This window comes from Burkholderia sp. SCN-KJ, assembly GCF_024656005.1.
Taxonomy (GTDB): Bacteria; Pseudomonadota; Gammaproteobacteria; order Burkholderiales; family Burkholderiaceae; genus Burkholderia.
Genome location: NZ_JANKOG010000012.1, coordinates 46,704 through 59,668, shown reverse-complemented (window position 1 = coordinate 59,668; position 12,965 = coordinate 46,704). Strand labels below are relative to the sequence as shown.

The 12,965-nt window shown below is 68.5% G+C and carries 13 protein-coding genes; 7 read left to right on the top strand and 6 right to left on the bottom strand.

Annotated elements, in window-relative coordinates:
* Positions 1-12 precede the first annotated feature (12 nt).
* The gene (locus NQV17_RS20460) at positions 13-534 is read right to left on the bottom strand and encodes a nuclear transport factor 2 family protein (RefSeq protein WP_257773637.1); all 522 of its coding nucleotides are present in this window, start codon (positions 532-534) and stop codon (positions 13-15) included.
* 210 nt (positions 535-744) lie between these two features.
* On the opposite strand from NQV17_RS20460, the gene NQV17_RS20455 reads away from it, so the two are divergent.
* The 5 genes from NQV17_RS20455 to NQV17_RS20435 all read left to right on the top strand — a co-directional run bounded on the left by NQV17_RS20455 (position 745) and on the right by NQV17_RS20435 (position 6,251).
* Complete coding sequence (locus NQV17_RS20455; protein ID WP_257773636.1) at positions 745-1,245, top strand: nuclear transport factor 2 family protein; 501 nt, start codon at positions 745-747, stop codon at positions 1,243-1,245.
* Between the two features lie 57 nt (positions 1,246-1,302).
* A complete protein-coding gene (locus NQV17_RS20450; RefSeq protein ID WP_257773635.1) occupies positions 1,303-2,169 on the top strand; it encodes an SDR family NAD(P)-dependent oxidoreductase in 867 nt (288 codons plus the stop codon).
* A 9-nt stretch (positions 2,170-2,178) separates the two neighbouring features.
* Positions 2,179-2,934, top strand: a complete 756-nt coding sequence (locus tag NQV17_RS20445) for an SDR family NAD(P)-dependent oxidoreductase (protein ID WP_257773634.1) — start codon at positions 2,179-2,181, stop codon at positions 2,932-2,934.
* A gap of 150 nt (positions 2,935-3,084) precedes the next feature.
* Positions 3,085-3,861 (top strand): SDR family NAD(P)-dependent oxidoreductase, encoded by a 777-nt coding sequence (locus tag NQV17_RS20440; protein ID WP_257773633.1) that lies wholly within the window; start codon positions 3,085-3,087, stop codon positions 3,859-3,861.
* Positions 3,862-4,385: 524 nt separating this feature from the next.
* On the top strand, positions 4,386-6,251 hold the full coding sequence (locus NQV17_RS20435; RefSeq protein WP_257773632.1) for a phosphoenolpyruvate carboxykinase (GTP): 1,866 nt from the start codon (positions 4,386-4,388) through the stop codon (positions 6,249-6,251).
* A gap of 131 nt (positions 6,252-6,382) precedes the next feature.
* On the opposite strand, the gene NQV17_RS20430 is transcribed toward NQV17_RS20435, so the two are convergent.
* From NQV17_RS20430 to NQV17_RS20410, 5 genes are all read right to left on the bottom strand, one after another.
* The gene (locus tag NQV17_RS20430) at positions 6,383-7,288 is read right to left on the bottom strand and encodes an NAD(P)-dependent oxidoreductase (protein ID WP_257773631.1); all 906 of its coding nucleotides are present in this window, start codon (positions 7,286-7,288) and stop codon (positions 6,383-6,385) included.
* Between the two features lie 78 nt (positions 7,289-7,366).
* Positions 7,367-8,203: an SDR family NAD(P)-dependent oxidoreductase gene (locus tag NQV17_RS20425; protein WP_257773630.1), complete on the bottom strand. Its 837-nt coding sequence runs from the start codon at positions 8,201-8,203 to the stop codon at positions 7,367-7,369.
* A gap of 40 nt (positions 8,204-8,243) precedes the next feature.
* Positions 8,244-9,002 carry an SDR family oxidoreductase gene (locus NQV17_RS20420; RefSeq protein WP_257773629.1) on the bottom strand — a complete coding sequence of 253 codons (759 nt, stop codon included), beginning with the start codon at positions 9,000-9,002 and terminating at the stop codon, positions 8,244-8,246.
* A 40-nt stretch (positions 9,003-9,042) separates the two neighbouring features.
* A complete protein-coding gene (locus NQV17_RS20415) occupies positions 9,043-9,900 on the bottom strand; it encodes an SDR family NAD(P)-dependent oxidoreductase (protein WP_257773628.1) in 858 nt (285 codons plus the stop codon).
* Positions 9,901-9,903: 3 nt separating this feature from the next.
* Positions 9,904-10,320: a nuclear transport factor 2 family protein gene (locus tag NQV17_RS20410; RefSeq protein WP_257773627.1), complete on the bottom strand. Its 417-nt coding sequence runs from the start codon at positions 10,318-10,320 to the stop codon at positions 9,904-9,906.
* A 458-nt stretch (positions 10,321-10,778) separates the two neighbouring features.
* Here NQV17_RS20410 and NQV17_RS20405 point away from each other — a divergent pair, with 458 nt between their 5' ends.
* Both NQV17_RS20405 and NQV17_RS20400 read left to right on the top strand, forming a co-directional pair.
* The gene (locus tag NQV17_RS20405) at positions 10,779-10,988 is read left to right on the top strand and encodes a hypothetical protein (RefSeq protein ID WP_257773626.1); all 210 of its coding nucleotides are present in this window, start codon (positions 10,779-10,781) and stop codon (positions 10,986-10,988) included.
* A 301-nt stretch (positions 10,989-11,289) separates the two neighbouring features.
* A complete protein-coding gene (locus NQV17_RS20400) occupies positions 11,290-12,786 on the top strand; it encodes an FAD-dependent oxidoreductase (RefSeq protein ID WP_257773625.1) in 1,497 nt (498 codons plus the stop codon).
* Positions 12,787-12,965: the final 179 nt, after the last annotated feature.

Genomic DNA, 12,965 nt, shown 5'->3' with positions numbered 1-12,965 from the left:
TGCCGCCGGGTTTCAGGAAGCGTTGACGGCCGAATCGGCCGGGCGTGTTGCGTCGTGCGCGTGCGGCGCGAAGCGGTTCGCGGTCAGCGTGAACGACGGCGGAATCGGCGACGTGACGGTTTCGAACAGGCGCTCGTGGCGTGTCGCGTGAATGCGCCACGCGCCGTCGCGCTTCACGTACTGGTCGTCGTAGAACGCGGCGCCGTGCATCAGGTAGTTGTCCTCGAGATTGATCGCGTGATCCTCGAGAAACCACACGCCGCACGCGTGATCGGCGGACACCAGCGTGAGCTCGGGGTGATGGCCGTGATGCATCGTCAGGAAGGTCGGCTTGCCGATCAGCGCACGCAGGCTCGACACGAATGCGTCGCGGCCGTCGTACGCATAGCGGCCGCCTTGCAGCCGCACCTCGCAATCCTCGGTCACGCATTGTTCGAGCAACGCCCAGTCGTGCGTGTCGATCGCGCGGAAATACCGGTACTTCAGCTGGCGGATCTGCTCGTACTCGTAGAGCGTGCGGGTCGTCTCGTCCATTGCCGTGTCTCGTGGTGGTGTCGTCCGATCTTAGGAACGAAGCCACCCATGTCACATCGTCTGTTCGGACGAACGCCGCGACGGTAGCGTGCATCTCCGCCGCCACGGACCATCGAGGTTCATCCAAACAGGTGATGGCCGGCCGTTCGTGCGGCTGTAACGTGGCGTCGACGCGGCTTCGATCCGCGCACACGAGACCAAGGAGACGGCATGACCCCGATCGAACGAATGGAAGTGCGCGTGCGCAGGCTCGAGGACGCCGACGCAATCCGCCAGCTGAAGGCCCGCTACTTCACGTGCTGCGACCGGAAGGATCCGCAAGGGATGCGCGACTGCTTCGCGCCCGGCACCGTGCACATCGACTATGGCCGGATCGGCACGTTCGAGCATCGCGACGCCCTCGTCGACGTGTTCGAGCGGCTCGGTTGCCACCCGCACATCGTCGAGATGCACCACGGCGTGAATCCGCACATCACCGTGCTCGACGACACGCATGCGCGCGGCACGTGGGGGCTGCATTACCAGATGCTCGACACCGATGCGCGCACGTTCACGCAGCTCGGCGCGACCTACGACGACGAATACCGGAAGGTCGACGGCGAATGGAGGATCGCGGCCACGCGCTGCGTCGTCACGTCGACGCTGTCGGCCCGCTACGACGGCGATGCGCCTGGCGTGCTGTTCGCCGGCGCGCAGCCGCCTGCCGCATAACGAAACGACGCGCGCTCCCCGCGCCGGTCGAGAACATTTCCCCAGGAGACATCGAACATGACACAGAACCACGAGTCGCCGGTCGCGGTCGTGACGGGCGCGTCGCGCGGCGCGGGCAAGGGCATCGCGCGCGCGCTCGGTGCGGCCGGCATGACCGTCTACGTGACGGGCCGTTCGCAGCACGAAGGCGATGCGCCGCTGCCCGGCACGATCCACGAGACCGCGCGCGAGATCGACGCGCTCGGCGGCCGCGGGATCGCGGTCGCGTGCGACCACGCGGACGACGCGCAGGTGAAGGCGCTGTTCGAGCGTGTCGAACGGGAAAGCGGGCGGCTCGACATCCTCGTCAACAACGCGACGTACCTGCACGACCAGCTGATCCTGCCGGGCCCGTTCTGGGAGAAGTCGCTCGACCTCGTGAATATCCTCGACGTCGGGCTGCGTTCAGCCTATGTCGCGAGCTGGCATGCCGCGCCGCTGATGGCGAAGCGCCGTAGCGGGCTGATCGCGTTCACGTCGTCGTTCGGCGCGAGCTGCTACATGCACGGCGCCGCGTACGGCGCGCAGAAATCCGGTGTCGACAAGTTCGCGAAGGACATGGCGGTCGACCTGAAGCCGTTCGACGTCGCGGCCGTGTCGATCTGGATGGGGCCGCTGCGCACCGAGCGCACGACGCGCGTGTGGGACGAGCATCCGGACCTCTACAAGGAATTCTCGCTCGTCGCCGAAAGCCCCGAATTCACCGGCCGCGTGATTCACGCGATCCATGCCGATCCGCAGCGCATGGCGCTGTCCGGGCAGGTGCTGGTCGGCGCGGAAGCCGCGCTGCAGTACGGCATTTCTGATCTCGACGGCAAACAGCCGCCGTCGTATCGCGAACTGCTCGGCGGCCCCGTGCAGGCGCATCCGGCAATCGTCGCTTAAGGAGCGCGCATGGGCATCCTCAAGGGCAAGGTCGCGCTCGTGACGGGCGCGGGGCAGGGCGTCGGGCAAGGCGTCGCGCACGCGCTCGCGGCCGAAGGCGCACGGGTGGCCGTGGTCGGCCGCACACGCGACAAGCTGGTTGCAACGTGCGATGCGATTCGCGCACGCGGCGGGGTCGCGGCGCCGTTCGTGTGCGACGTGATGGACGCCGCGCAGATCGCGCAGTGCGTCGACGCCGTGGTCGAGCGCTTTCGCGGCGTGCAGATCCTGGTCAACAACGCACAGGTCGTGCCGCTCGGCCGCCTGCTCGACGTGACCGACGCGGATTTCCTCGCCGGGCTCGAATCGGGGCCGATCGCCACGCTGCGGATGATGCGTGCGTGTCATCCGCATCTGAAGGGCGATGGCGTGATCGTCAATTTCGCGTCGTCGGCCGCGGTGCGGTGGGACACGTCGGGTTACGGCGCCTATGCGGCAACCAAGGAAGCGATTCGTGCGCTCACGCGTGCGGCGGCATGCGAATGGGGCGCCGACGGCATCCGCGTGAACGCGGTCGCGCCGCATGCGCTGTCGCCGGGGCTGAAGGGCTGGGTCGACGCGAACCCGGACGAGGCCGCCGCGTTCTTCCGCACGATCCCGCTCGGCCGCATCGGCGACTGCGAGCAGGACATCGGGCGCGCGATCGTGTTTCTCGCGAGCCGCGATGCGGCGTATCTGACGGGCGCGACGCTGCCGCTCGACGGCGGGCAGGCGTACTGGGGCTGACGGCGGGCGCGGGATCGCCGCGTGGTCGTCGACTCGTCATCGGCCGGCGCACCGGCGCGTAGCCGCGCGTCGCGGCCGGCAAAGGGAAACGGAATCGGAATCGAAACCGGAACCGCAACTGAAATCGAAACGCATCGAAGAGAGAACGACATGACTCGACTGAAAGGAAAGGTAGCGATCGTCACGGGCGGCGCGCGCGGAATGGGCGCGGCGACGTGCAGGCTGTTCGTCGAAGCGGGCGCGCGCGTCGTGATCGCCGACGTGCTCGACGCGGAAGGCGAGGCGCTCGCGCGCGAGCTCGGCAGCGCCGCGCGCTTCATGCGGCTCGACGTGGCCGACGAAGCAAACTGGCAACGCGTGGCCGACTCGACCGTCGAGCAGTTCGGCCACATCGACGTGCTCGTCAACAACGCGGCGGTGCTGATCTTCGGCGCGATCACCGAGTTGTCGAAACGCGATTTCGAGCGTGCGGTGTCGATCAATCTGGTCGGCACGTTCGTCGGCATTCGCACGATCGCGCCGCACATGATTGCGCAGAAGAGCGGGTCGATCGTCAACATTTCGTCGGTCGACGGGCTGCGCGGCGTGAATGCGCTGGCCGCCTACGTATCGAGCAAATGGGGCGTGCGCGGGCTGACGAAGGTCGCGGCGCTCGAACTCGGCCAAAAGGGCGTGCGCGTCAATTCGATTCATCCCGGAGGCGTGAACACGGTGATGTCGAATCCGACCGGCGCGCCGCTCGATGAAGTCAACAAGCACTACACGCACGTGCCGCTGCAGCGCGTCGGTTTGCCTGAAGAAATCGCGCGCGCGACGCTGTTTCTCGCGAGCGACGAAGCGTCGTACTGCAACGGCGCCGAGCTGTCCGTCGACGGCGGGATGGCGGCGGGCGCGTATTACCCCGAATTGCCCGGCGCGCCGTTTTGAGCGGTAGCGTACCCAACGCGTGCACGACGGATGTTTGTGTACGCAACCTAATTCAGGGTTTGCCTGAGTAGCGAAAACGTGAATTCGGACGGCGACGGTTCGCGTGCATCGCATGCGAACGTGTCGCGCCGATTTTACGTTTTTTGCGAAACCCTTGCCGGACGGACGTTCCAGCCGTTTCGTCCCCAAAGCGCACACGGCGACGCAGAAAAAGGACTTGCCGGCAAGCGGCGTGCCGGCGCGTCGACACAGTTGTTTCTTGTTGCAACGCAACGCCACCCCAATAACGGCGATGGTATGCTGGCCGATATGGAGTTGTACGGCAGGTTGCTTGCATGGCGAAACTCGCGTTCGCACGCTCATACGAGACATCACATTCTCTCGCCCGCATCGCGGCATCGACACGCGCTCCGCTCGCGCGTCCCGCCTTGCGCGTCGCTTCAACCTGCGCTCCGACCGCATTCCTCATCTCGCGGGCTCGCCCCGCATCCCCCATCCCCGCCCAATAATCTGGAGACATTCCCATGTCGCAAAACTCTTTGGCCGAAGCGACGCACGGCCCGCTGATCGCTCCCCCTGCCTACGTCAAACATCGCAAGCTGATCGACTGGGTATCGCGCATCGCGGCGCTGACGGAGCCCGAGCGTGTCGTCTGGTGCGACGGCTCGCAGGAAGAGAACGACGCGCTGTGCCAGGCGATGGTCGATCAGGGCACGCTCACGCGCCTGAACCCGGCGAAGCGCCCGAACTCGTATCTCGCGCAGTCCGATCCGTCCGACGTCGCGCGCGTCGAGGACCGCACCTTCATCTGCACCGAATCGCCCGACGACGTCGGCCCGACCAACAACTGGATCGCGCCGGAAGAAATGCGCGAGACGCTGAACGGCCTGTTCCGCGGCTCGATGCGCGGCCGCACGCTGTACGTCGTGCCGTTCTCGATGGGCCCGCTCGGTTCGCCGATCGCGCACGTCGGCGTCGAGCTGTCCGACAGCCCGTACGTGGCCGTGAACATGCGGATCATGACGCGCATGGGCCGCGAGGTGTATGACGTGCTCGGCGAGGACGGCGAATTCGTGCCGTGCGTGCACAGCGTCGGGCATCCGCTCGAAGCCGGCCAGCAGGACGTGCGGTGGCCGTGCAACCCGGTCAAGTACATCGTGCATTTCCCCGACACGCGTGAAATCTGGAGCTTCGGCTCCGGCTACGGCGGCAACGCGCTGCTCGGCAAGAAGTGCTTCGCGCTGCGCATCGCGTCGACGATGGGCCGCGACCAGGGCTGGCTCGCCGAACACATGCTGATCCTCGGCGTGACGTCGCCGGCCGGCAAGAAGTATCACGTCGCGGCCGCGTTCCCGTCCGCGTGCGGCAAGACCAACTTCGCGATGCTGATCCCGCCGCAGGGCTTCGACGGCTGGAAGGTCACGACGATCGGCGACGACATCGCGTGGCTGAAGCCGGGCCGCGACGGGCGCCTGTATGCGATCAACCCGGAAGCCGGCTTCTTCGGCGTCGCGCCGGGCACCGGCGTGAAGACCAACCCGAATGCGATCTCGACGCTGAAGGAGAACGTGATCTTCACGAACGTCGCGCTGACGGAGGACGGCGACGTGTGGTGGGAAGGCCTGACCGACACGCCGCCCGCGAAGCTGACGGACTGGCAGGGCAACCCGTGGACGCCGGAGATCGGCAAGGAAACGGGCCGCAAGGCCGCGCATCCGAACTCGCGCTTCACGGCGCCGGCATCGCAATGCCCGTCGATCGACGCGGACTGGGAGAACCCGGCCGGCGTGCCGATCGACGCGTTCATCTTCGGCGGCCGCCGCTCGACGACCGTGCCGCTCGTGACCGAGGCGCGCGACTGGGTCGAAGGCGTGTACATGGCCGCGACGATGGGCTCCGAGACGACCGCCGCCGCGGCCGGCCAGCAGGGTGTGGTGCGCCGCGACCCGTTCGCGATGCTGCCGTTCTGCGGCTACAACATGAGCGATTATTTCGCGCACTGGCTGAAGCTCGGCAAGCAGCTCGAAGGCGCGGGCGCGAAGCTGCCGAAGATCTACTGCGTGAACTGGTTCCGCAAGGACGCGAACGGCAAGTTCGTGTGGCCGGGCTTCGGCGAGAACATGCGCGTGCTGAAGTGGATGCTCGATCGCCTCGAAGGCAACGGCGGCGGCGGCGAACATGCGTTCGGCGTGTCGCCGGCGTATGACGACCTGCACTGGGACGGGCTCGACTTCACGCGTGAGCAGTTCGAGGCGGTCACGTCGATGAATGCAGGCGAATGGCGCGAGGAACTGAAGCTGCATGCGGCGCTGTTCGACACGCTGAAGCTGCGTCTGCCCGCGGAGCTGACCGAGACGATGAAGAAGATCGAACAGCGTATCGGCAGCTGACGATGCGAGTCGAAGTCACGCAGTAACGACGTTGTGGCATGAACGTCCCGCCGCCGGCATGCATCGCCGGTGGCGGGACGTTTTCGTTTCTGCTTCGTTTCAGCGTTAGGCGTGCAACGCCGGCCGTGCGCTTACGCGCCGCACTGCGCGACCACTTCGTTCACCGCGCGCTGCACGTCGCCGCGCCGATAGCGCAGCAGCGCGATATCGGCCGGGTCCGGCTCGTACGCCACGACGTTGCCGCGCCCCGTATAGATCGCGATGTCCGGCAGCAGCGGATGCTCCTGGTCGAGCGACGGCACCGGCTGCGGATTGCCGGCTGCGCGAAAGAACGCGGCGAAGTAGTCGGCGAAGCTCAGGTTCTCGTCGCCGACGAGATAGGCCTTGCCGGATTCGCCGCGTTGCAGCGCGCCCCAGATCGCTTCCGACAGCGATTGCGTCGAGATGAAGTTGCTGCCGCCGGCCGGCCCGTACACCGGCAGCCCCGCGAGTTTGCCCTGCGCGTAACCCGTGTACGCGGCGAACATCTCGTTGCGCAGCCCCGGCACCGACCCGACGACGAACGGCGCATTCACGCTGCACACCGCGAACGACGGCGACGCGAGCGCGCGCACGCGTTCGTCGGCGAGATGGCGCGAGCGCACGTACGGCACCGTGTCGACGAGCGCCGGCGCGACCTGCGGATAGAAGCTGCCGACCAGCACCGCGCGCTTCACGCCCGCGTCGCGCGCGAGCGCGAAGAAGCGCGGCACCGCCTCGACGTTCGCGCGTTCCCAGTGCGCGGCTTCGTCGGTGCCGGGCGGCAGGTGGCGAATGTCGTTGCCGGCCGCGAACACGACCGCGTCGAATGGCGCGAGATCGTCGCGCGTGAAGTTGCCGGCCACGTAGTCACGCAGCAGCACGTCGAATTGCGCGAGCGCGCTGCCCGGCGCGGGCGGCTTGCGCGCGGCGAGCGTCACGTCGTTGCCTTGCGCGCGCAGATGCAATGCGGCGTGGCCGCCGATGAGGCCGGTACCGCCGACGATCAGGATTTTCATGGTGTCTCCGGTGGCGGCGCAGGCGCGCCGCTTGAATTGAACCGACGATTGAACGGACGAATCCGTGCGGAACGTCGCTCAGAAATTGAAGCCGTTGCCGGTGACGACCGGCATGTTGGTCCAGAAGCCGTTCGGATCGCGATACCAGCCGGCCGCCGCGAGTGCGCCGCCGTCGACGTGCAGCGTCGTGCCGGTGACCCATGCGGCGAGCGGGCTCGCGAGGAACAGCGCGGCGCCCGCCATGTCGCCGGCCGCACCGAAGCGCCCGAGCGGAATCCAGCGCGGGACGTGCGCGCGATGCTCGGCCGCGACCATCGCGCTCACGGGCACCTGCGGCGTCTCGGTGGTCTCCGGCGCGATCTGGTTCACGCGGATGCCGGCCGGCCCGAGTTCGAGCGCGAGGCTTTTCGTGAAGCCGGTCAGCGCGGCCTTGAACGACGCGTACACGGTGCAGTTCGGAATCGCGCGAAAGCCCTCGATCGACGACACGCCGACGATGCTGCTGCCCGCGCCGCGCTTGCGGAGCAACGGCAGCATCGCGCGCGTGACGACGAACACCTGGCGCAGGTTCACGTCGAACAGCCGCGCGATGTCGTCGTCGGTATGGTCGTCGAACGGTTTCGCGATCTGCAGGAAATCGCCGACGTTGTTGACGAGCACGTCGAGGCCGCCGAAGCGGGCGTCGATCGTCCGCGCGAACGCGTTGACCTCGTCGCGGCGCGTGACGTCGACGGTGCTGACGAGCGCGTCGACGCCCGCGGCTTCGAGTGCCTGGCGCACGTCCTGCGCGCGGGCGGGATCGACCTCGGCCACCACGACCCGCGCGCCCGCCGCGCCGAACGCTTGCGCGCACGCGCGGCCGATGCCCGCGCCGCCGCCGGTGACCAGCACGGTCTTGCCGGAAAAGGAAATCATCGGAACGCTACTCCTTCGAACGTAAAAGCCACGCGCCGCATCATAGCGACGCAACCAGTTGCGCGTTGTCGATCCGCAGCTCCGCGCCGTTCACGAAGCGCGATTCGTCGGATGCGAGGAACAGCACGAGATTCGCGACGTCCTGCGGGTCGCACATGCGTGCCATCGGATCGTGGCCGATGCCGAGCTCGGCCGGATCGAGGCCGGGTATCAGCGCCTGCGTCATCGGCGTCCAGATGCCGTCCGGATGGATCGAGTTGCAGCGGATCCGGTAGCCGCTGCGCTTGCAGTGGACGGCGACGCTTCGCGCGAGCGCCGTCACCGCGCCTTTCGAGCCGGTGTACGCGCACATCATCGGCAGGCCGCCGAGCGCGGCGACCGACGACATCATCACGATCGAGCCCGGCGTGTCGTTGTGCTTCATCGCGCCGATCGCGTACTTGCAGCCGAGGAAATAGCCGTCCGCGTTGACGCGCAGCACGCGTCGCCAGGTGTCGAGGCTCGTGTCCTCGATCGAGCCGACCGGGCAGATCGCCGCGTTGTTGACGAGCACGTCGAGGCGGCCGAAGCGCTCGAGCGTCGACGCGATCGCGTGCCGCCAGCCGTCTTCGTCGGCGATGTCCTGATGGACGAACAGCGCGGTGTCGCCGATCTCGCGCGCGAGTGCGCGGCCCGCATCCTCGTCGATGTCGGTGAGCACCACGCGCGCGCCTTCGGCGGCGAGCAGCAGCGCATCCGCGCGGCCGACGCCGCTCGCCGCGCCGGTGATCAGCGCGACCTTGTTTGCGACTCGATTCATGTCCGGTCGATTTCCTGTGACGTTGAAAGAAGGCGGGCGCTCATGCGGCGCCCGGCGCACGGCCGGCCTTGACCGCGTCGAGCGCGGCCGCGCCGTAGATCTGCGCGATGGTGGCGTCGACGCGCGGGTTGGCGCGCAGCTCGTGGCCGCCGTCGACCGCGAAGCTCTGGCCGGTGACCCAGCCCGACTCGGGGCCCGCGAGATAGCGCACCGCGTGCGCGATCGCTTCCGGCTCGCCGAGTGAGCCGAGCGGAATCTGGTCGAGGAAGCTGTCGACGAGCGCCCGGTTGTCGAACATCGGTGCGGTGGCCTCCGAGCGCGTGAGGCCCGGCCGCACCGCGTTCACGCGGATCCTCGCGCCGGCCAGTTCCTCGGCGGCCCCGCGCACCAGCGCTTCGAGCGCGGTCTTCGCGGTGCAGTACGCGGTCAGCCAGCGGAAATTGATCTGCGCGGCCGTCGACGAGATGCAGACGATCGTGCCGCCGCCGCTGTCGGCGAGCCGCGGCGCGGCGTGGCGGATCGCGGCGAACGCGCTGTTCAGGTTCAGCTCGATTTCCGCGCGGAAGCTGTCGGCGTCGTGCATCAGCAGCGGCCGGAACCCGGCGCCGCCGACGGTCGGCACGACGATGTCGAGCCGGCCGTCGAGCGCCCACGCGGTATCCAGCGCCGCCTGCAGGTCGCCGTCGTCGCAGGCGTCGCCGGCATGGATCGCGACGCGGCTGCCGGGCAGCGTGTCGGTCAGGTGCCGCTGCGTGCGTTCGAGTGCATCGCGGCGGCGGCCCATCAGCACGACGGCCGCGCCATCGGCGGCAAGCGCGCGCGCACAGGCCGCGCCGATGCCGCCGGCGCCGCCCGTGACGAGCGCGGTGCGGCCGGCGAGAGGAAGGGATGCGTGCATCGTTCAGCCCTCCAGCGGCAGGTCTTGCGACCAGTCGACGTGCAGCGTGCGCGCGGCGAAGCGCCACGTGCCGCCGTCGAACACGCAGCGGTCGCGATAGCGCAGCCCCCAGTCGAGCTTGCGCTTCACGCCGTCGCGCACGTACACGTGGCACGCGAGGCAGTAGGTCTCGACGTCGGCCTCGCCGCCGTCGAGCGTGACGAGCTGGTTGTGCACGTGATGCTGGGTGGTTTCGTAGCGCTCGATCACGCGCATGCCGGCGACGATCGCATCGCGGTCGTCGAAACGGAAACCGGGGCCGTCGAGCTGGGCGTCGGCGGTGAAGAGGGTGGCGAGGCGCGGCCAGTCGCGCCGGTCGACGGCCTGCGCGTAACGGCACGCGAGTTCGTACAGCGCGTGGCGGGGATTCGAATCGGTCATGCGGTACTCCCGTGAATGAACGGAAAGACTCGGCCGCGCCGCGAGCGCGGACGCAGCGGCATTACGACGTCGGCCCGCAGGTTCGCATCGGACCGATCGATCCTCATCATCCATACGGAGCAGGGCCCGATCGGGGAAAACACCAGCGCGACGGCCGTGCATCGTCCGATGGTGCGATGCAGTGATGAACGCGTGGCGTGCGCCCGAAGGTCGCGCGCCCCGTCACGACGGGCTGCGGCACGCGGTTTTCCGATCGCGACGCCGCCGCCATCGCTCGGCGATGCTGCGGCGCCGCACGTTCCGTCAGGGCCGCTTCGCGTTTGCCCCTAGTCGAAATGGACGATGGCCGGCGGGCCGGCGCTGGCTACCGTGCAGTCATCCGGTGCGGTTGCCTGTTTGCCCGAGGCCAGTGCGCCGGACACGAACCGCGATAGCGGCCAACCGGAGGGGACACGATCATGAGACTGACGACTCGCAAGCTGTGCGTATTGGCGATGGGTGCGTTCGCGGCGATGGTGATCGCGCGATATGGCGCCGAGCAGGTCCCGGCGCCGCCGTATGCGGCCGGCATCCTGCAATGCCGCTCGCTCGATGCGAACGGCCTGCCGACCGGTTGCGTGCCGATCGATCCTTCGCGCTTCGGTTTCGCCGCGTTGCGCGGCATGTGACGACGGCGCGGCCGCGTGCCGCGCCGACTCGATGTCACGTTGACGCCGTCACGATGCGACGGCGACCGGGTGGACGGCGTTCGCGCAGCGCAGTGTCGCGGCGCGGCGCACGCGCGGCAGTTCGTCCGGCGCGTGCATGCCCGCGGCTTGGCTTCCCGCTGCTGCTCGATTTCCCCGTCGACGACGCGGCGTTCGCGTGCCTGCGATCGCTCGCATTGACGACGCGCCGGTGTCCGGTCCGGCCGCGCAGTGCCCCGACCGCCACCTTTCACCGAATCCCTTCACGCAGACCCTTGCCTCCATGTCATCCGAATACTCCCTCACTCGCCCCCTGAACGTCCGCGACGTCCATCGCTGGGACGCCGAACACGACGTCGTGATCGTCGGCTTCGGCGCGGCCGGCGCGTGCGCGGCGATCGAAGCCGCGAGCGCCGGCGCCGACTCGCTGATCGTCGAGCGCGCGTCGAGCTACGGCGGCACGAGCGCGCTGTCCGGCGGCGAAATGTACCTCGGCGGCAGCGGCGGCACGCCCGCGCAGCGGCAGGCCGGCTTCAGCGATGACACCGAGGACCTGTACCGCTACCTGATGCTCGCGGGCGGCCGCGACGCCGACGAGGCGAAGGTGCGCCTCTATGCGAACGAGAGCCTCGCTCATCACGACTGGCTGGTCGCGCAGGGCGTCACGTACAAGAACACGTTCATTGCCGAGCGGATCATCGAGCCGGAAACCGACGACTGCCTGATCTGGTCGGGCAGCGAGGAAGCCTGGCCGTTCAGCGAGAGCGCGAAGCCGTGTCCGCGCGGCCACACGCCGCAATGGCCGGGCTGGGGCGGCGGGCAGATGCTGATGCGCGTGCTGGCCGAGCGCGTGCAGGCGCTCGGCGTGTCGACGCGCTACGACACGCGCGCACAGGCGCTGATCGTTGACGATGCCGGCGCGGTGCGCGGCGTCGTGCTGCGCGCGTACGGCGAGACGGCGTTCGTGCGGGCGCGTCGCGCGGTGATCCTGTGCGCGGGCGGCTTCGCGATGAACCGCGACATGGTGCGCCGGCATGCGCCGCAATTCCTGCGCTCGGCCGAACCAATCGGCAGCCCCGGCGACGACGGCTCGGGCATCCTGCTCGGCCAGAGCGCCGGCGGCGCGGCGATCCACATGGATCAGGGTTTCGTCAGCCTGCCGTTCTACGCGCCCGAATCGCTGATCCGCGGGATCTTCGTGAACGCGCGCGGGCAGCGGTTCATCAACGAGGACGGCTATCACGGCCGCACGGGCCACCACGCGTTCCACCAGGCCGACGACCGGATCTACCTGCTGGTCGACCAGGCGACCTACCAGCAGCCGCCGGACATCGCGCGGATCGGCATCGCGGCGGCCGGCGAGACCTGGGACGAAGTCGAGCGCGACCTGCAGATGCCGGCCGGCACGTTGACGGCGACCGTCGACGTCTACAACCGTCACGCGGCCGAGGGCGTCGATCCGCTGTTCCACAAGGCGAAGAAATGGTTGCAGCCGCTGATCGAGCCGCCGTTCGTCGCGCTCGACTGCCGGATCGACTACGCGTTCTACCCGCATTTCACACTGGGCGGGCTCGATACGCTGCCGACCGGGCAGGTGCTCGACGCGACGCGCACGCCGGTGGCGGGCCTCTATGCGGCCGGCCGCACGACCTGCGGGCTGCCGCGCTGGGGCGCCGGGTACAGCTCGGGGCTGTCGCTGGCCGATGCGACGTTCTTCGGCCGGCAGGCAGGTCGTCATGCCGCAAGTGCGGCGAGCGACGCGTTGCACGGCGTCGCGTAGCATCGCCTGCGCGGAGCACGGAGCACGGATCGCGGAACGCGAAACACGCAACGCAGAACGCAGAACGCAGAACGCAGAACGCAGAACGCAGGACGCAGGACGCAGGACGCAGGACGCGGAATGCGGAATGCGGAATGCAGAATGCAGAATGCAGAACGGCAAAACACGACGCCCCGGGC